General features: G+C 65.3%; 17 protein-coding genes and 1 pseudogene. 6 read left to right on the top strand and 12 right to left on the bottom strand.

The genetic code is table 11. The annotated features are described in order from the left end of the window. Nucleotides 1–144 precede the first annotated feature (144 nt). Nucleotides 145–1008 carry a tetratricopeptide repeat protein gene (locus AWY79_RS15595; protein WP_066805983.1) on the top strand — a complete coding sequence of 288 codons (864 nt, stop codon included), beginning with the start codon at nucleotides 145–147 and terminating at the stop codon, nucleotides 1006–1008. Here the strand turns inward: AWY79_RS15595 and AWY79_RS15590 are convergent. Then, nucleotides 1005–1586 carry a hypothetical protein gene (locus tag AWY79_RS15590; protein ID WP_066805981.1) on the bottom strand — a complete coding sequence of 194 codons (582 nt, stop codon included), beginning with the start codon at nucleotides 1584–1586 and terminating at the stop codon, nucleotides 1005–1007. The genes AWY79_RS15595 and AWY79_RS15590 overlap by 4 nt on opposite strands. A 131-nt stretch (nucleotides 1587–1717) precedes the next feature. Continuing rightward, entirely contained in the window at nucleotides 1718–2140 is a 423-nt protein-coding gene (locus AWY79_RS15585) for an SMP-30/gluconolactonase/LRE family protein (protein ID WP_158509901.1), read from the bottom strand. Nucleotides 2141–2263: 123 nt separating this feature from the next. Between AWY79_RS15585 and AWY79_RS15580 the strand changes: the two genes are divergently transcribed. Next, on the top strand, nucleotides 2264–3154 hold the full coding sequence (locus AWY79_RS15580) for a LysR substrate-binding domain-containing protein (RefSeq protein ID WP_066805977.1): 891 nt from the start codon (nucleotides 2264–2266) through the stop codon (nucleotides 3152–3154). A gap of 188 nt (nucleotides 3155–3342) precedes the next feature. Here AWY79_RS15580 and AWY79_RS15575 read toward each other — a convergent pair whose 3' ends face one another. The 4 genes from AWY79_RS15575 to AWY79_RS15560 form a co-directional block, all read right to left on the bottom strand. Next, complete coding sequence (locus AWY79_RS15575; RefSeq protein ID WP_066805975.1) at nucleotides 3343–3795, bottom strand: hypothetical protein; 453 nt, start codon at nucleotides 3793–3795, stop codon at nucleotides 3343–3345. Between the two features lie 164 nt (nucleotides 3796–3959). Continuing rightward, the gene (gene groL, locus AWY79_RS15570) at nucleotides 3960–5612 is read right to left on the bottom strand and encodes a chaperonin GroEL (RefSeq protein WP_066805973.1); all 1653 of its coding nucleotides are present in this window, start codon (nucleotides 5610–5612) and stop codon (nucleotides 3960–3962) included. Between the two features lie 58 nt (nucleotides 5613–5670). Next, the gene (gene groES, locus AWY79_RS15565; protein WP_066805971.1) at nucleotides 5671–5958 is read right to left on the bottom strand and encodes a co-chaperone GroES; all 288 of its coding nucleotides are present in this window, start codon (nucleotides 5956–5958) and stop codon (nucleotides 5671–5673) included. Nucleotides 5959–6129: 171 nt separating this feature from the next. Next, nucleotides 6130–6564 (bottom strand): bacteriohemerythrin, encoded by a 435-nt coding sequence (locus tag AWY79_RS15560; protein WP_066805969.1) that lies wholly within the window; start codon nucleotides 6562–6564, stop codon nucleotides 6130–6132. 99 nt (nucleotides 6565–6663) lie between these two features. On the opposite strand from AWY79_RS15560, the pseudogene AWY79_RS19455 reads away from it, so the two are divergent. The 3 genes and pseudogenes from AWY79_RS19455 to AWY79_RS15550 all read left to right on the top strand — a co-directional run. Beyond that, nucleotides 6664–7575: pseudogene (locus AWY79_RS19455) on the top strand (lysophospholipid acyltransferase family protein); the annotation flags it as partial. Nucleotides 7576–7837: 262 nt separating this feature from the next. Further along, complete coding sequence (locus AWY79_RS19450; RefSeq protein ID WP_233491059.1) at nucleotides 7838–8743, top strand: GNAT family N-acetyltransferase; 906 nt, start codon at nucleotides 7838–7840, stop codon at nucleotides 8741–8743. Further along, nucleotides 8698–9420 carry a DsbA family protein gene (locus tag AWY79_RS15550; RefSeq protein WP_066805967.1) on the top strand — a complete coding sequence of 241 codons (723 nt, stop codon included), beginning with the start codon at nucleotides 8698–8700 and terminating at the stop codon, nucleotides 9418–9420. The genes AWY79_RS19450 and AWY79_RS15550 overlap by 46 nt, the downstream gene beginning before the upstream one ends. 117 nt (nucleotides 9421–9537) lie before the next feature. Here AWY79_RS15550 and AWY79_RS15545 read toward each other — a convergent pair whose 3' ends face one another. The 5 genes from AWY79_RS15545 to AWY79_RS15525 all read right to left on the bottom strand — a co-directional run bounded on the left by AWY79_RS15545 (nucleotide 9538) and on the right by AWY79_RS15525 (nucleotide 13029). After that, nucleotides 9538–10281, bottom strand: coding sequence for a hypothetical protein (locus AWY79_RS15545; RefSeq protein WP_066805965.1), 744 nt, complete (start codon nucleotides 10279–10281; stop codon nucleotides 9538–9540). Between the two features lie 86 nt (nucleotides 10282–10367). Next, nucleotides 10368–10952, bottom strand: a complete 585-nt coding sequence (locus tag AWY79_RS15540; protein ID WP_066805963.1) for an LOG family protein — start codon at nucleotides 10950–10952, stop codon at nucleotides 10368–10370. Then, entirely contained in the window at nucleotides 10949–11989 is a 1041-nt protein-coding gene (locus AWY79_RS15535; RefSeq protein WP_066805962.1) for a threonine aldolase family protein, read from the bottom strand. The genes AWY79_RS15540 and AWY79_RS15535 overlap by 4 nt, the downstream gene beginning before the upstream one ends. Before the next feature lies 1 nt (nucleotide 11990). After that, on the bottom strand, nucleotides 11991–12572 hold the full coding sequence (locus AWY79_RS15530) for a GDSL-type esterase/lipase family protein (protein ID WP_066805960.1): 582 nt from the start codon (nucleotides 12570–12572) through the stop codon (nucleotides 11991–11993). Nucleotides 12573–12579: 7 nt separating this feature from the next. Further along, the gene (locus tag AWY79_RS15525; RefSeq protein ID WP_066805958.1) at nucleotides 12580–13029 is read right to left on the bottom strand and encodes a pyridoxamine 5'-phosphate oxidase family protein; all 450 of its coding nucleotides are present in this window, start codon (nucleotides 13027–13029) and stop codon (nucleotides 12580–12582) included. A gap of 49 nt (nucleotides 13030–13078) precedes the next feature. On the opposite strand from AWY79_RS15525, the gene AWY79_RS15520 reads away from it, so the two are divergent. Beyond that, nucleotides 13079–14482 (top strand): TIGR04283 family arsenosugar biosynthesis glycosyltransferase, encoded by a 1404-nt coding sequence (locus tag AWY79_RS15520; protein WP_066805956.1) that lies wholly within the window; start codon nucleotides 13079–13081, stop codon nucleotides 14480–14482. Here AWY79_RS15520 and AWY79_RS15515 read toward each other — a convergent pair. Beyond that, nucleotides 14454–16106 carry a PocR ligand-binding domain-containing protein gene (locus AWY79_RS15515; protein ID WP_066805954.1) on the bottom strand — a complete coding sequence of 551 codons (1653 nt, stop codon included), beginning with the start codon at nucleotides 16104–16106 and terminating at the stop codon, nucleotides 14454–14456. The genes AWY79_RS15520 and AWY79_RS15515 overlap by 29 nt on opposite strands. Nucleotides 16107–16244: the final 138 nt, after the last annotated feature.

Genomic DNA, 16244 nt, shown 5'->3' with positions numbered 1-16244 from the left:
CGATGCGCACGTCAACCGGGGGCCGGAAAAGTCGTTGCTAGTGGCTCGAAAAAGCGGGACAAACGGGCTCGTACTTGCCAAATTTGCGGGCCTGTATTAGTGAGTGGATGAAGTTTTAGTGTTTTTTTAGACCCGGGAAGGACCATGCCAGCCACCCCCATGACCGCCAAGGACATTCGCGAAGATATCGCCCGGGCGCGCGCCTACGCCAAAAAGAACGATTATCTGCGGACGCTCAAGAGTCTGGCCAGCGCCATTCGGGGCATGGTCACGAGCCAGGTTTTCGGGGCGGAGAAGTTCGAGATCCAGGCGCATCTGGACGAGGCCCTGCGGGACCTGAACAAGATGAAGATGATCCGCAAGCTCTTCCCGGACGGGCTGAAGTACCAGAAGGGCAGGGAGAAGGCGTTCTTCCAGACCCTCATGCGCCTCCACGCCAAGCTCGGCGAGGCCATGGAGAAGGCGCGGGTGGCCAGGCTGCGCAAGCGGCTGGGCGTGCTGGACGACAACCTGATCAAGGCCGCCCAGCTGATCAAGGCGGGCAATCCCCTGGAGGCGCGCAAGCTCTACTCCAAGATCGCCGAATATTTCCAGGATATCGAGGGCATCCAGTCCGACATCGGCAACCGGCTGACCACCTTCGGCCTGTTCCAGGAGGCCGTGCCGTATCTTCAGAAGGCGCTGGAGACCCAGAACACCGACGTGCGCGCCCACAACGCGCTCATCCTCTGCTATGAGGGGCTGCACGAGTCGGGAAAGGCCATGGCCGCCATCAAGGACGCCATGCGCTGGCTCGGCCCCAGCGAGAACCTCTACCTGCGCATGGCCAAGCTGCACCTGGAAAAGCGCGAGTGGGGGGAGGTGTTCAACAACGCCAAGGCCGCCTACGACCGCAACCCCCTCAATGCAGAGGCTGCCAAGCTCATGAAGCAGGCCGAGCCCAAGATCTTCAGCTCCGCCAAGGCCAAGCCCGGCGCAGCCAAGAAATCACACGACCTCAGTTTCTAGCCGTTTCCGGCCGAGGCCTCGCCGCCGATGGTCATGGTGTACGGGTCGTCCGGAATGTCGTCGAACAGAGAGGCGAAGCGGGCCACGGCCGCATCGGGGTCTATCTCGTAGGCGCGGGCAAACTCCGTGTGCCGTTTCCCGGCCTCCTGGATGGAGGTCTGGGCCGAGACCTGCCGGAAGTCGTTGGACAATTCCTCGTCCTCGGCCAGCGCCTGCTCTATCCGTTCCTTGTTGGGATGGTTGCCCTTGACCCGGACCGCCCCCGCCGAATCCACGTAGAGCTCGGCAGGAGGGCTGGTGGGGATGTCGTTTTCCAGCAGCAGGGCCGTGATGCGGCCGGAGACGTCCTCGGTCAGATTTTCAAGCTCATCGGCATTCAGAAGAGGCATCTCGTTCTGGAGCAGGCCCAGCCCTTCGGACGATCGGTCCGAGGCGGCGGCGCTCATGGCCCGCGCCTCCTCGGAGATGGTCACCTTGTCGCCGCCCGCGCCTAAGCGCGTTTCGGCTCCCTGCGGGGCGGACTTCGTGGTCTGCGGAATCGTTTGTATGCCGTAGCCTTGGGCGACCGGATTGATCATCGTTCCTCCTTGCCGGAATATTCTGCCGGTCCCGGATTCCTGCAAGGCGCATGCCTTGGCGGAAATCCCCCGGAGGTAAGGCGGGCCGGGCCTTGGCGGGCGGCAGGACGTTCCGCCCGGCTGCGGCTGGCTCAGTCTTCCCAGCGGAAATCCTCGCGCGCTATGCGGACGATCATTCCGTCGGCCGTGGCCGCCACCAGGTTGCCGTCCCGGTCCAGGGTCAGCCCGGTCAGGCCGGTGCGGCAGCGGTGGATTCGGTCGGCAACCCCGTCCGGCGTGATGGCGAAGATGTCCCCGGACGCCGTGCCCACGAACACTGTGCGCAGCCGGTCCACGGTCAGGCAGGTGGGCGCATCCACCCGGGCGAACGCCACGGGCTCCCCTTCCGGCGGCACGCACCAGACCACCCCGTCGCCCCGGCAGATCGTGTAGACGTTGCCCCGGTTGTCCATGACCAGGCCGTCCGGTTCGGCCAGCCCGGAGCAGAGCCGCGCCGAGTCGCCCGCCCAGGCCTGCCCGGCCAGCAGTAAAGACAATATAAAGATCAACAACATTATTCTTGCGCGATAACAACCCTGCATGATTACGTCTCCTTGTGTTGGAGACAGGGTAGAAATCGGCCATCAATATGTCCAATACATATTTACACGAAGATTAATATGTATTAGCTCTGAATAATGGAACTGAGACAGATCACCTATTTCATCGCCGTGGCTGAGGAGCTGCATTTCGGTCGCGCGGCAGAGCGGTGCCATATCGCCCAGCCGCCGTTGTCGCAGCAGATCAAGCGTCTTGAGGACGAGTTGGGGGTCACGCTCCTGGAGCGGACCAGCCGCCGGGTGGCCCTGACGCCGGAGGGCAAGGAGTTTCTCCGCCGCTGCCGGGATATCCGCGACCGGCTGCACGCGGCCATCGTGCATGTGCAGGACATGTCCAAGGGGCTGGAGGGCATGCTCTGCGTGGGCTTCATCGGCCCGGCGTCGCTGTCCAAGCTGCCCCAGGCCATTCGCGCCTTCCGCGAGCGCAATCCGAACATCCGGCTCGACTTCTCGGCCCAGTCCACCTCGGAGCAGCTCCCGCTGCTGCGCGGCGACCGGCTGGACATCGCTTTCGTGCGTCTGTTCGGGCACGACACGTCGGGCTTCAATTCCATGACCTTCCTGCGCGAGCCGTATGTCCTGGCCCTGCCCGAAGGGCACCCGTTGGCCGAGCGGGAAGTGGTGGACATCACCGACCTGGAAAACGTGCCGTTGATCTTCAATCAGCGCATCGCCCAGCCCGCCCTGTACCGTTCCCTGGTCGGTTCCTTCCACAAGGCCGGGTTCATGCCCAACATCGTCCAGGAAGTGAACACCGAGCAGTCCACCGTGGCCCTGGTCGCCACCGGCCTGGGCTGCGCCCTGGTCCCGGCCTCCAGCGCCACGGACAGCCGCGCCGGGGTAGCCTTCCGTCCGCTCACGGGCGACCTGCCACAGTGGGAGATCACCGCGCTGTGGAAGAAGAACAAGAAGTGCGCGTCGCTCTACAAATTCATCGACGTGGTCCGGGAGTTCCGCGAAGTGAATTAAGGGAAGAATGCCTCCGAACCCCCATCCTCTCCTTTTCCCAAACTTTTTGGTGCCGCCTTCGGCGGGGTGGGGGAGCGGGATGGAGATGTAGGGCGGGGGCTGTGTGAAAGGCTGACAATCCGAGAAAAACAACCGGCCCCGGTCCTTGCGGATCGGGGCCGGTTTTTTTGTCAGTCCAGAGAGGGGGATCAGTTGGCCGGGGCGTTGTTTTCCACGACCTTGTAGCGGACGCCGAGGTCGTCGCAGATGCGTTCCACGGCGATCAGGCCCCGGTTGCGCTGTTCCTCTTCGTCGCCGGGGCTGACGCCGACCATTATCAGCTGGGTGTTGTTTTCGTCCAGTTGGACCAGGGTCATCTCGAACCACCAGGACTGGTCCAGGGCTTCGGCGCGCAGGAAGGTCCGGGCCGGGTCGGCCTCGACCACGGTGTACTTCTGGCCGCCGTCCTCCTCGGCAATCTTCATGGCCGTTTCGTAAATCTCGTTTGCATTGCGCGGGATCTCCGCCGTGACCGTCACATTGTCGCCGTCCGAGGCCGAAACCAGGTAGACCACCAGCAGGGCCGGGCAGCCGGAAAGCGCGGGCACGGCCACTAGGAGCAGTGCGGCAACAAGCCGTTTCAACTTGTTCGGAATGGGCATGGAATCTCCTTTGCGTTTCGCAGATGAAAAATGGGGATGTATCAATCTGATATGCAATCATCTGTGAACATGCAACGGATTTGACGGGGCGACCCAAAAAAAGAACCGGCCCGCGAAGGTTCGCGGGCCGGTTTGATTTGGCTGAGGCTGGTGGGCCGGGAGGCTTAGTACATGCCGCCCATGCCGCCCATTCCGCCCATGCCGCCCATGCCGCCGGGCATGCCTGCGGGGGCGTCGTTCTTCTCGGGCTTGTCGGCGATGGCGCACTCGGTGGTCAGCAGCAGACCGGCCACGGAAGCGGCGTTCTGCAGCGCGGTGCGGGTGACCTTCTTCGGGTCGATGACGCCGGCCTTGATCAGGTCTTCGTACTTGTCGGTGGCGGCGTTGTAGCCGAAGCCGTCCTTGCCTTCCTTGATCTTCTCGACGACGATGGAGCCTTCGAGACCGGCGTTGCCGGCGATCTGGCGCAGGGGCTCTTCCACGGCGCGGGCGATGATGTTGATGCCGGCCTGCTCGTCGTCATCGGCGGCCTTGACCTTGGCGCAGACCTTGCCGGCGCGGGCCAGGACCACGCCGCCGCCGGGCACGATGCCTTCCTCGACAGCCGCGCGGGTGGCGTTCAGGGCGTCCTCGACGCGGGCCTTCTTCTCCTTCATCTCGGTCTCGGTGGCGGCACCGACGTTGATGACGGCCACGCCGCCCACGATCTTGGCCAGACGCTCCTGGAGCTTCTCGCGGTCGTAGTCGGAGGTGGAGTCGGCGATCTCGGCGCGGATCTGGGCGATGCGGGCCTTGATCTCGGCGGGCTTGCCGGCGCCGTCGACGATGACGGTGTTTTCCTTGTCGACCACGATGCGCTTGCAGGAACCGAGGTCGTTGACGGTCAGGTTCTCGATCTTGATGCCGAGATCCTCGGACACGACCTGGCCGCCGGTCAGGGTGGCGATGTCTTTCAGCATGGCCTTGCGGCGCTCGCCGAAGCCGGGAGCCTTGACGGCGACCACGTTCAGGGTGCCGCGCAGCTTGTTGACCACGAGGGTGGCCAGGGCCTCGCCCTCGATGTCTTCAGCGATGATGACCAGGGGCTTGGACATCTTGGCGCACTGCTCCAGCACGGGCAGCAGTTCCTTCATGTTGGAGACCTTCTTCTCGTTGATGAGGATCAGGGGCTCTTCCATTTCGCAGGTCATGCGCTCGGTGTTGGTCACGAAATAGGGGGACAGGTAGCCGCGGTCGAACTGCATGCCTTCCACGACGTCCAGGGTGGTCTCGAGGCCCTTGGCCTCTTCCACGGTGATGACGCCTTCCTTGCCGACCTTGTTCATGGCCTCGGCGATGATGTTGCCGATGGTGGCGTCGTTGTTGGCGGAGATGGTGCCGACCTGGGCGATTTCCTTCTGGTCGCGGGTGGGCTTGGCCACCTTTTCGAGCTCGGCGACGATGGCTTCGACGGCCTTGTCGATACCGCGCTTGATGGACATGGGGGAGCGGCCGGCGGCGACGAGCTTCACGCCTTCGGTGAAAATGGCCTGGGCCAGGACGGTGGCGGTGGTGGTGCCGTCACCGGCGACGTCGGAGGTCTTGGAAGCGACTTCCTTGACCATCTGGGCGCCCATGTTCTCGAACTTGTCTTCCAGCTCGATTTCCTTGGCGACGGAAACGCCGTCCTTGGTGATGATGGGGGAGCCGAAGGACTTCTCCATCACGACGTTGCGGCCCTTGGGACCGAGGGTGACCTTGACGGCGTTGGCCAGCTTGTCAACACCCGCTTTCAGCTTCTCGCGGGCTTTGGCATCGAAAAGAATCTCTTTCGCCATGGTTGTATTCTCCTTGAATAGAAATGGTTTTTTGGAAAGCGTACCGCAGAGGGTGGAGCTACTCGACGATGGCGAGGATGTCGTCCTCGCGCATGACCAGGTGTTCGTCGCCGTCGATGGAAATTTCGGTTCCGGCGTACTTGGCGAACAGTACCAGGTCGCCCTTCTTGACGGTGGGCTTCACGCGCTTGCCGTCCTCGTCCAGCTTGCCGGGACCGACGGCCACGACTTCGCCCTTCATGGGCTTTTCCTTGGCGGAATCCGGGATGTAGATGCCACCCGCGGTCTTCTCTTCCATTTCCAGACGTTTGACCAGGACGCGGTCGTTCAGCGGTTTCAGATTCATCCTTTATACCTCCGAATGGAATCGTTTGATTGATTTTGCCGGGCGGCTTACACCGTCCGGCTTGCCGTTAAATAAACATGGGTCCTCAGGAGTCAACCCGAAGGGGCAAAAAAAAAATCCTTCCCGAACCGATTTTCGGAGCGGGCGCGGCGGAGCGGGGCGAGGTGCGGGCTACTTTTCGGATTTATTGAGGAATTGCGCCAGCTCGCGGTCCATCTCCCGGACGTGTGCGGCCAACTGATCGGCCAGGTCGGCGTGCAACCGTACCGGCGGCACGGCCGTGCCGTTCATCAGGTCCGCCTCGATGCGCACGAGGTCGTCCAGAAACCGCTCGTGCGCTTCCTGCTGGTCGTCCAGGCCGGGATAATCCCGTTGGTCCATGAGCGTCTCCTCCTGGTCGAAGTGCTGCATGGCGGCGTCCTTCAGATCGGTCATGATGTCGAGCACCGTATTGGTTCCATCGTCATCCAGCTGGCGGTAGGGGTCCCTGGACACGGCCAGGATGCGGTCGAGGACGGCGAAAAGGGTTTTGTGCTGGTCGTCGAGTTCGCGGATTCCCAGGGTGAGATCTTCCGGGAATTCGGCCGGGGCGGGTGTGGCTGGCATGCGTTTCTCCTGTAACGCTGGTTGCATTTTCGACCTCGTATACCGGGAATTTCGCCTTCTGTCACGCGGCCCCGGCGCGGGCCGTCACCGAGCCGCAAGATGCGCGTCACCAAACGGCGCGAAAATGTCATGGAGGCGGCGGGAAGAGGGGCGTCCGTTTCCGTACTGTCGGTCAACCATATCAGGAGGAAGGAAATGGAAGATCGCGCAGCCGGTCCGCTTTTCAATCTGGATTCACCCTTCAACGATCCCGTCCGACAGACCCTCTTTTCCATGGTCAGGCGTCCCCTGGCCAAAGTCCTCAGGCTCGACACCCTCAATTCGCTTTACGCCGACCTGCACCGCAGGGGCGGCGACGGCGCGTTCGTGGACAAGGCGCTCGACCTCCTCGGCGTGCGCTTCTCCGTGGACGGCCAGCCCGTGAGCCGGGTGCCGAAGACCGGGCCGCTGGTGGCCGTGTGCAACCACCCCTTCGGCGTGCTCGAAGGGCTGCTCCTGGTGCGCATCCTTCGCGAGGTGCGCCCGGACATCAAGATCATGGCCAACTTCATGCTCGGCATGATCCCGGAGATGGACGACCTGATCATCCAGGTGGACCCCTTTGGCGGGGCCGACTCCTCGCGCAAGAACATCTCCGGGCTGAAGGCCTGCATGCGCTGGCTGAAGCAGGGCGGCATGCTGGTGGTCTTCCCGGCGGGCGAGGTCTCCAGCCTGAAGGTCAAGAAACGCCGCGTGGGCGATCCCAGCTGGAGCCCCATGATCGGGCGCATCATCCGCAAGACCGGGGCCGCCGCGCTGCCGGTCTTCTTCGACGGGCGCAACTCCGGCCTGTTCCAGACGCTGGGGCTGATCCATCCCCGGCTGCGCACCGTGCTCCTGCCCCACGAGAACCTGCGCCACGCCACCCGAGAGGTCATCGGGGTGCGGCTCGGCACGGTCATCGGCCAGGACAAGCTGGCCGAGTTGGGCGACGACCGCGACGTGGTGGACTACCTGCGCTTCCGCACCTATCTGCTGCGCCGCGACCGCAAGCCGAGGTTCGGGTTCAAGCCGCGCGAGGCCAAGCGGCGCATGGACCCCATCGCCAATTCCCGGGGCAAGCACATCCTGGCCTCCGAGGTGGCCAGCCTGCCCGACGGGAACATCCTGGTGGACAGCGGGGACTTTTTGGTCTTCCACGCCGACGCCTTTATGATCCCCGGCTGCTGCGCGCGAGATCGGCATCCGGCGCGAGGAGACCTTCCGCCAGGTGGGCGAAGGTACGGGACGGGCCATGGACATCGACGAATTCGACGACACCTACCGTCATCTGGTGCTCTGGAACCGCAAGGAGCGCGAGGTGGCCGGGGCGTACCGCTTCGGCCTGACCGACGAGATCCTGGCCGCCAAGGGACCGTCCGGCCTGTACACCTCCACCCTGTTCGATTACCGCGAGGGGTTCCTGGAGGGGCTGGGACCGGCGCTCGAGATGGGCCGCTCGTTCATCGTCCCCAAGTACCAGCGCAGCTACCAGCCGCTGCTCTTCCTCTGGAAGGGGCTGGCCGAGTTCGTGGTCCGCAATCCGAAATACACCCGGCTCTTCGGCTGCGTGTCCATTTCCAGCGAGTATTCCATGGTCGCCCGCGAGCTGATCGTCGGGTTCATGGAGCGCCACTGCTCCCTGCCGGAGATGGCGGGTATGGCCCTGCCCAAGCGGCCGCCCAAGGTGAAGCGGCTGAACAAGGTGGACTTCTCCTGCCCGAGGCCGCCTTCCGCGACCCCGAGGACGTGGCCGACTTCGTCCGCGACGTGGAGGACGGGCGGTCCATCCCGGTGCTGCTCAAGCAGTACCTCAAGCTCGGCGGCAAGATCATCGGCTTCAACATGGACCCGGATTTCGGCAACTGCATGGACGGGCTCATCCTGGTGGACCTGCTCAAGTCCGACCCCAAGGTCCTGTCCCGGTTCATGGGCACCAGGGGCGTGGAGCGATTCCTGGCCGCCAACCGCCGGGAGCGCGCGGAGCCGGTCCGCATCGGCCCCGTGGCCGCCTGATTTTCGGCGCGCCCCCCATCGCGCCGACCTGCCGGGTCCGGTCCGCAGTTTGCGGGCCGGGCCTTGGCTTTCCCGCGCAATGCGTTTATGTTGTCAGCCATGCGAAAACTCACGATCCTCCTCACCCTGCTGGCAGCGTTTCTGATCCTGGCCTCCGGTTGCGAACGGATAGGCGATCTTCCTCCGGGCAAGGCCCACGCCGAGTCCCCCGGGGCGGCCGAGACGCACGCCGCGCCCCCGGCAGCGGAGAACCCCGCCGAACCCAACGGCTGCGGCCCGGCCTTCCGCGCCCTCTACGACCACGCCGTGGTCGAGCTCGAAGGCGAGGGGGAGGGCGAAGTGCTGGTGGTCACCGACCCGCTCTGCTGGCACTGTCGGCTGGGCCACAAGCTCCTGGCCGAGTATCCGAAGCTCTGGGGCAAGCTGCGCTACTCCTTTTTCCCGCGCAGCAGCTTCATCGGCTCGGACATGGCCGCCTGGGTCCTGGAGGACGCGGCGGGCACCGACCGGCTGCACGCCCTCACGGACTACGCCTATACCGACCTCAAGCAGCCCAAGACAGACGACCTCATGACCGCGCGGATGATCGTCCTGGTCCAGTTCACCCAGGCGTTCCCGGACCTCCTTGAGGGCACTTCCTTGGAGGCGCTGTTCGTCCGGCTCCAGAAGGACCATGAGGCGCACGTGCTGGAGTCGGCCCAGATGGCCCGCGCGGCCGATCTCCCCGGCACCCCGATCCTGGCGGCCGGAAAACGCGTGGTCCTGGGCTTCGGCCCCGGCCCTTGGCTCAAGGTCCTGGAAGAGGCCGAGGTCTGCCCCTAGCCGTCCGCCGGACGGCCTGAGACCGGTGCCGGGACATCCGCTTCAACCCGGATCTTCCCCTGTGGACAATGTTCGTAAAAAAGGCCTCGATTCGAGGCCTTTTGCTGTCGGGTGGTCTTAGACCATGAGGTCTATGGATGGCTGGGCGGGTGCCTGCGGGTCCGGTTCGGAGACCGCTTCGGGGGTGGGTTCTTGGGCCGCGTCGGCGGACTGCGCCGCAGGGGTCTCGGACTGGGCCGCAGGGGCGGCAGCCGGTGCGGCAGCGGCAGCCGCTTGTTCCGGGGCCGTCGGGTCCACGTCCTCCAGGCTTTCCTCCAGGGCTTCCTGGGCCGAAACATCGTCCTCCAGAACCTTCTCGCTTTCCGGAGCCACGGCCTCGTCCGCCTGTTCCTCGATCTCGTCCCGCATCTCCTCGAGCTTCTCGGCCTGGGTGTCCGAAACCTCGTCGTCGATGACCGTCTTGATGTCATCGGCGGCCTTCTGGCCGATCAGGACCATTTCGGCGTAGGGCACTTCCTCGCCGTTACGGGCCGCCAGTTCGCTCATCAATCCCAGGACGTTTCTCGCGCCCGCGACCACGGACTGCATCTGGGTCAGGAAGTTGGCCTGGTCGTGCAGCTTCGCCTTGACGCCGGAAATGTACCGCGAGTCGGTCCGCTCGCCGGAGCGCACGAAATTCCCGGCCAGCAGGTTGACCTTGCGCGCGGGCGTCGGACGCGTTTCGGGCGCGCCGGGTGCCGCCTCGGGCGATGCGGCCCCGTTGGAAACGGCGTCGGGCGATGCGGCGTCGGCCCGGGCGGGCTGGGACTGCCGGAAGAGCGCGGTGGACTGTTGTGAGAAATCAATGCCGAATATGTTCATGGTGTCATCCCGGATATATGTTTCCCTGTTCATATATCGGGTGTCGGCACCGTTTCTTTAGGCTTCGCCCATGAAAAAAGGCCCCGTCAGAGGCCCTTTTTCAATTCAATCCATTTGTTCACCTGCGGCGGGACGTAGTCCGCGAACAGGTCGATGAGTTCGCCGGGGTCCGGGCTGGTCAGGACCATGCGCCGGTGCTCGGACACCAGGAACCCTTCGCGGACCATGCGGTCCATGTGGTCCGCCAGGCAGGCGTAGTAGCCGTTCACGTCCAGCAGCCCGCACGGCTTGGCGTGATACCCCAACTGGTTCCAGGTCAGGACCTCGAAGAATTCCTCCAGCGTGCCGAGGCCGCCGGGCAGGGCGATGAACGCGTCCGAGAGGTCGGCCATGAGCTGCTTGCGCTCGTGCATGGAGTTGACCACGTGGGACTCGGTCAGCCCCTTGTGGGCGATCTCCTTTTCCACCAGCAGCTTGGGGATGACCCCGATGACCTCGCCGCCCGCCTTGAGGCAGGTGTCGGCCAGCCGTCCCATCAGGCCGGTGGAGGACCCGCCGTAGACCAGTCCCAGGCCGCGCGCGGCCAGCTCGCGGCCCAGGGCCTCGGTGGCCAGCCCGTAGGCCGGGTTGTTGCCGGGGTTGGACCCCAGGTAGACGCAGATGCGCTTCACGAGACCGCCTTCACGGCCTTGCGCAGGTCGTCCACGAACTCGTCCACCATGTCCTCGGTGGTGGCCCAGGAGGTCATCCAGCGCACGGTGTGGTCGTGCTCGTCCCAGACGTAGAAATAGTACTTCTTGAGCAGGATGTCCGTGGCCGCGGGCGGGATGTGGGCGAACAGGGCGTTGCAGTCCACGGTCCCCTTGATCTCCACGCCTTCGATGGCCCCGGCCTTTTCGGCCAGCCGCCTGGCCATGGCGTTGGCGTTCTGGGCATTCCTGAGCCACAGGTCGTCTTTCAGGTAGGCCTCCAGCTGGGCCGAGACGAAGCGCATCTTGGAGACGAGCTGCATGGCCTGCTTGCGCAGGTACGGGAACCCCTCGCCGATGTCCGGGTTGAGGAAGATCACGGCCTCGCCCATGAGGCAGCCGTTCTTGGTCCCGCCGAAGGAGATGAAGTCCACGTCGAGCGCGGTGGTCATGTCGAAGAAGGAGCAGTTGAGCGCCGCGCAGGCGTTGGCCAGCCGCGCGCCGTCCAGGTGCACCAGCAGGTCGCGGTCGTGGGCGAACTCCACCAGGTTCTCGATCTCCTTGAGGGTGTAGAGCTTGCCCAGCTCCGTGGGCTGGGTGATGGAGACGACCTTGGGCTGGGAGGCGTGGACGAACCCCATGTGGCCGAGGTAGGGCGCGATCATGCCGGGCGTGAGCTTGCCGTCCGTGGACGGGATGGGCACCAGCTTGATGCCGCCGAACGCCTCGGGCGCGCCGCACTCGTCGTTGTTGATGTGGGCCTGCTCGGCGCAGAGCACGGAGTTGTAGGTGTGGGTCACGGAACGCAGGCCGAGCACGTTGGCCGCCGTGCCGGTGGTCACGTAGTGGATGCGCGCCTGGGACCCGAAGAACTCCTTGAACACCTCGTCGGTGTGGATGGAGATCTCGTCGTCGCCGTAGGACTTCAGGTGTCCCCGGTTGGCCTGGACAACGGCCTCCATGATCGCCGGGTGGGCGCCGGAGTTGTTGTCGCTGGCAAAGGATTTCAATTCGGTCATGTTAAGGCTCCAGTCCGAGGAAATCCCGGACCGCGTTGGTTTTCAAAAGAAGCTCGGCCAGGGTCGCGTACCCCTTTGCCGAGGGATGAACAGTGTCGTTTTCCGCCAGGGCGTCCGCATAGGCCCGCGAGTCGCGCAGCGCGCCGATCACCGGCACATAGGGAACGCCCAGCCGGGTGCAGACGGGACCGTACCCGTCGGAGAGGGCGGCGATGCGCTCGGTCCTGGCCTGGTCGGCCACGGGCATGGGGCCGACCAGCAGGGTGGGGCCCATGGCCGCAGCACCGGTCAGGATGCGCTCCGCGTTGGCCAGGGAATCCGCGAACTCCACGTCGTTGGCCACGTCGGCCACGCCGAAGGAGAAGACCAGCCCGATTTCCTGGCCGGGCAGGATGCGCCGCTCGACCTCTTCGCTCCAACGGGCCAGGATTTTGGCCGTGGTGTTGGCGCGCACCCCCAGGTTGTACCAGGTCAGGTCCGCGCCCGAGGCCATGACCGCCGAGGCCAGGCGGCCCGGCCAGCCCAGCCCGTCGCCGTCGCCGCAGCCCAGGGTCAGGGAGTCGCCGAGAAAGAAGAGAGTCATGGGACCGCTATTCCTTGATCCGCGCGGTCATGTCCGCGGCGTCGATGGCGTAGACGTTGGTGATGGCCAGGACCTTGTCCTTGTAGGGCATCTCGCGTCCCGCGTATTTCAGGGTGATGGCGTCCAGCCCGCGCATCTTCTCGTCGCCGGACAGCGCGCGGGGAACGCCCCTCCCCTGGACCGAGCGGAACAGGTAGCCCAGCTCGCAACCGTTGTCGTCGCTGTCGCGCAGGGTCACGTCCACGGCGCAGGAGAAGGCCAGCGGCGCGCCGGAGTCCAGGCAGGCTGCCTTGCGTCCCTTCATGCCGGAATGGACGTAGATGACCTCGCCTTCGTGGGCGAAATTCACGGGTACGGAGTAGGGACCGTCCTGGTCGTTCAGGGCGAGCCAGAGCACTTCGGCCTTGGCCAGGACGTCGTCCACCACGGATGTTTCATCGGTCACGCCTTTGCGCATGGATTCCTCCGGTCTTTATTAAAACGGACAAACAGTCTAGTAATCCCCCATGACCCCGAAGGCAACCTCCGCCCCCCCCATTTCCGTGATCATCCCGGTCTACGGCGAAGAAACGATCATCGACCAGACCGTGCGCATGGTCCGCGAAACCGCCTGCGGCGTCCCGGTCGAGATCGTGGTCGCGGACGGGGGACCGGGCCACGCCACCCTGGCCGCGCTGACCGAGCCGGATGTGACCGGGGTGCGCTGCCCGCCCGGACGGGGCGTGCAGATGAACGCGGGCGGGGCGGCGGCGCACGGCGAGATTCTGGTCTTCCTGCATGCGGACACCCGGCTGCCGGACGGCTGGCCGGGCCGTGTGGCCCACGCCCTGTCGGGCCGCGCCGTGGCGGGCGCGTTCTCCCTCGGCATCGATTCCCCGCGCCGGTCCCTGGCCCTGGTGGCCGCCGCCGCCAACCTGCGCTCACGCCTGGAGCGCGTCCCCTACGGCGACCAGACGCTTTTTTTCCGGGCCGACGCCTTCCGCGCCCTCGGCGGGTTCGCGCCCGTCCCGATCATGGAGGACGTGGACATCTTCCGGCGGCTGCGGACGCGGGGGGAGCGCATCCACATCCTGCGCGAGCGGGTCCTGACCTCCCCGCGCCGTTGGGAGCGCGACGGGGTGGCCTGGCGGACCCTGTGCAACTGGCTGCTGCGGCTGCGCTACGCCTTCGGCGCCACGCCGGAGCGGCTGGCCGAATCCTACCGTCCCCACGCCGACGCGCCTTCCCGCGACTGTCTGCTCTTCTTCGTCAAGCACCCCGAGCCGGGCGCGGTCAAGACGCGGCTGGCGCGGGCCGCGTCCATGGAAACGGCGGCCCGGTTCTATGCGGCCCTTGTCGAGGACCGCTTGGCCGCGCTGGAGTGCGGTGATTTCGACGTCCTGGTCTGCTTCGCCCCGGCAAGGCGCAGGGAGGAGATCGCGGCGTGGCTCGGTCCCGGGCGGGAGTACCTGGCCCAGCGCGGCGCGGACCTGGGCGAGCGCATGGAGAACGGTTTTCGGGACGCCTTTGCCCGGGGATACGACCGCGTGGTACTGGCGGGCAGCGACATCCCCGGCCTGACCCCGGAGCTGGTCCGGAGCGGCTTGGACGTGCTCACGACCGGGCGGGCGGCCCTGGGGCCGGCGGAGGACGGGGGGTATTATCTGGCGGGTTTCCACCGCGACGGGTTTGTCGGCGCGGCGCTCCACGACCCGGAGTGGTCCACCCACGGCGTCTTCGCCAGGGCGCGGGGCGCGCTGGCCGGGGCCGGGCTGGCGGTGGCCGAGCTGGACCGGCTGCGGGATGCGGACACCCCGGACGACCTGCGCGCGCTGCTGGATGCGGGCGTGTTCGGCGGCCCGGTCAAGCCCCTTGCCCGCGCGTTGCTGGAAGAGGGATCGGCTACCGGGCCAGGGGAAGGCGGACGGTGACCGTGGTCCCGTCCTCTTCGGCGGTGCGCATCTCGATGGTCCCGTTCTGGGCCTCGGCCATGAGTTTGGCCGTGTAGGTCCCAAGCCCCGTGCCTCCGGCCTTGCTGCTGGTGGCGTATTTTTCGAAGAACCTGTCGCGGACGTCGACCGGCACGGTCCCCTGGTTGTGGACGGCGATCACCGCGTCCGCGCCGTCCTCGGCCAGGCGCACGGTCACCGCGCTGCCTTCCGGGGCGGCCTCCACGCTGTTCTTGACCAGGTTGGAGAGCATCACGCAGGACAGCCCCGCGTCGGCCAGGGCCGAGAGCGGCCGGGCGCCGTCGCCCCGGCTCGGGACCTCCACCCGCAGGTCGAGCCGTTTGCGCCGCGCGTCTTCGGTCAGGTCGCGCAGGGCCGTGCGGACCACGGCGGCCAGGTCGGTTTCGGACGGGGAGTACTGGAAGGCGCCGGTCTCGATCTTGTAGAACTCCAGGGAGCGGTTGATCTGGTCGCTCATGCGCAGGCCGGAGTCCAGGATGTCCTGGAGGGCCTCGCGCTGGGTTTCGGTCAGGCCGTCGTCCATCAGCAGGTACTGGGAGAACCCGACGATCCCGTTCAGGGGGACCTTGAGGTCGTGGCGCATGATCCGGTCCACGTCCTCCTTCAGGGCCTCCAGCTCCTTGCGCTCCGAGATGTCGTTGAGCAGCAGGACGACCCCGTCCTCCAGCCGGGCCGGGTTGATGGGGCTGCCGTGGTAGGAGCACCAGATGTGCCTGCCGTCCTTGGTCACCAGCCTGCACTCGTCATGGACCATGCCCCCGCCGCGCAGCATCTCTATGTCCCGCTTCTTGCGCGTTGCGTATTCGTCCCTGTATGGGCTGAGCAGGTGCAGGCTCTGGCCGAGGGCCTCGCCTCGCTCGTAGCCGAAAATGGTCTCGAACCGCTTGTTGACGTTGTAGATGGTGTCCGGTGGTTTGGCCTGGATGATGGCCACGGAGCTGTTGTTGAAGATGGCCTCGAATTCGGCCAGGGCGCGCTTGCGGGCGATTTCCTCGCGTTTGAGCCGAATGGTGCGTTCCTGGACCCGGTTTTCCAGGGTGGCGTTCAGTTCCGCCAGCCGTTTCTGGCTGAGGCCCATCTCGCCGATGAGCTGCGCAAGGCCGGTCATGAAGGTGGCGGCCTGCTCCACCTGCGCTTTGGTGAAGACCGGAATCTCGGCCACGGCGGCCATATACGCGTCCCTGTCGAACCCGTACCGTTCGGCGCGTTCCAGGAAGAACGCCTCGGGCGGGGCGGGTTCGGTGAAGAACTGGCCGATGAACAGGTTCGCCAGGTGGCGTCCGTCGATGACGATGGGCATGGCCACGTCGGTCAGGCCGTTGAGGCAGTCGTAGCAGGCGTAGCCGCTCTCGGCGTCCAGCCGGTCGGCCATCCAGGTGTCGCTCTCGATGCACTGCTTGAGGGTCTCCGGATGGCGGCGGTGGAAGTCGCGGCAGAGGGTCTTGAACCCCACGGTGAGCATCAGATTGCCCTCCGGGTCGGTGATGGACGGCGGAAAACTGGTCAGGGCGTAGAAGTTCTTCATAACCTCGAGAATGGTGTCGAGATCGAATAGATCGGCGAAGGAATAGTGCTTTTCTTCCATTTTACCGCTGTTTTTCCTCTGATTTTGGGAGAAATTCCACTCTAAACCCGTTTTAGCCATAGCACAATCGACTTGGGCAAGGAAGTACGGCGGGACGAAACTCCGTCGGATTATCGGGCGGTTGCCCTTGGCGAAAAT

Source organism: Pseudodesulfovibrio indicus (assembly GCF_001563225.1).
GTDB lineage: Bacteria > Desulfobacterota > Desulfovibrionia > Desulfovibrionales > Desulfovibrionaceae > Pseudodesulfovibrio > Pseudodesulfovibrio indicus.
Note: the sequence above shows the minus strand (reverse complement) of the source record. Positions and strands in the feature narration are given on the sequence as shown.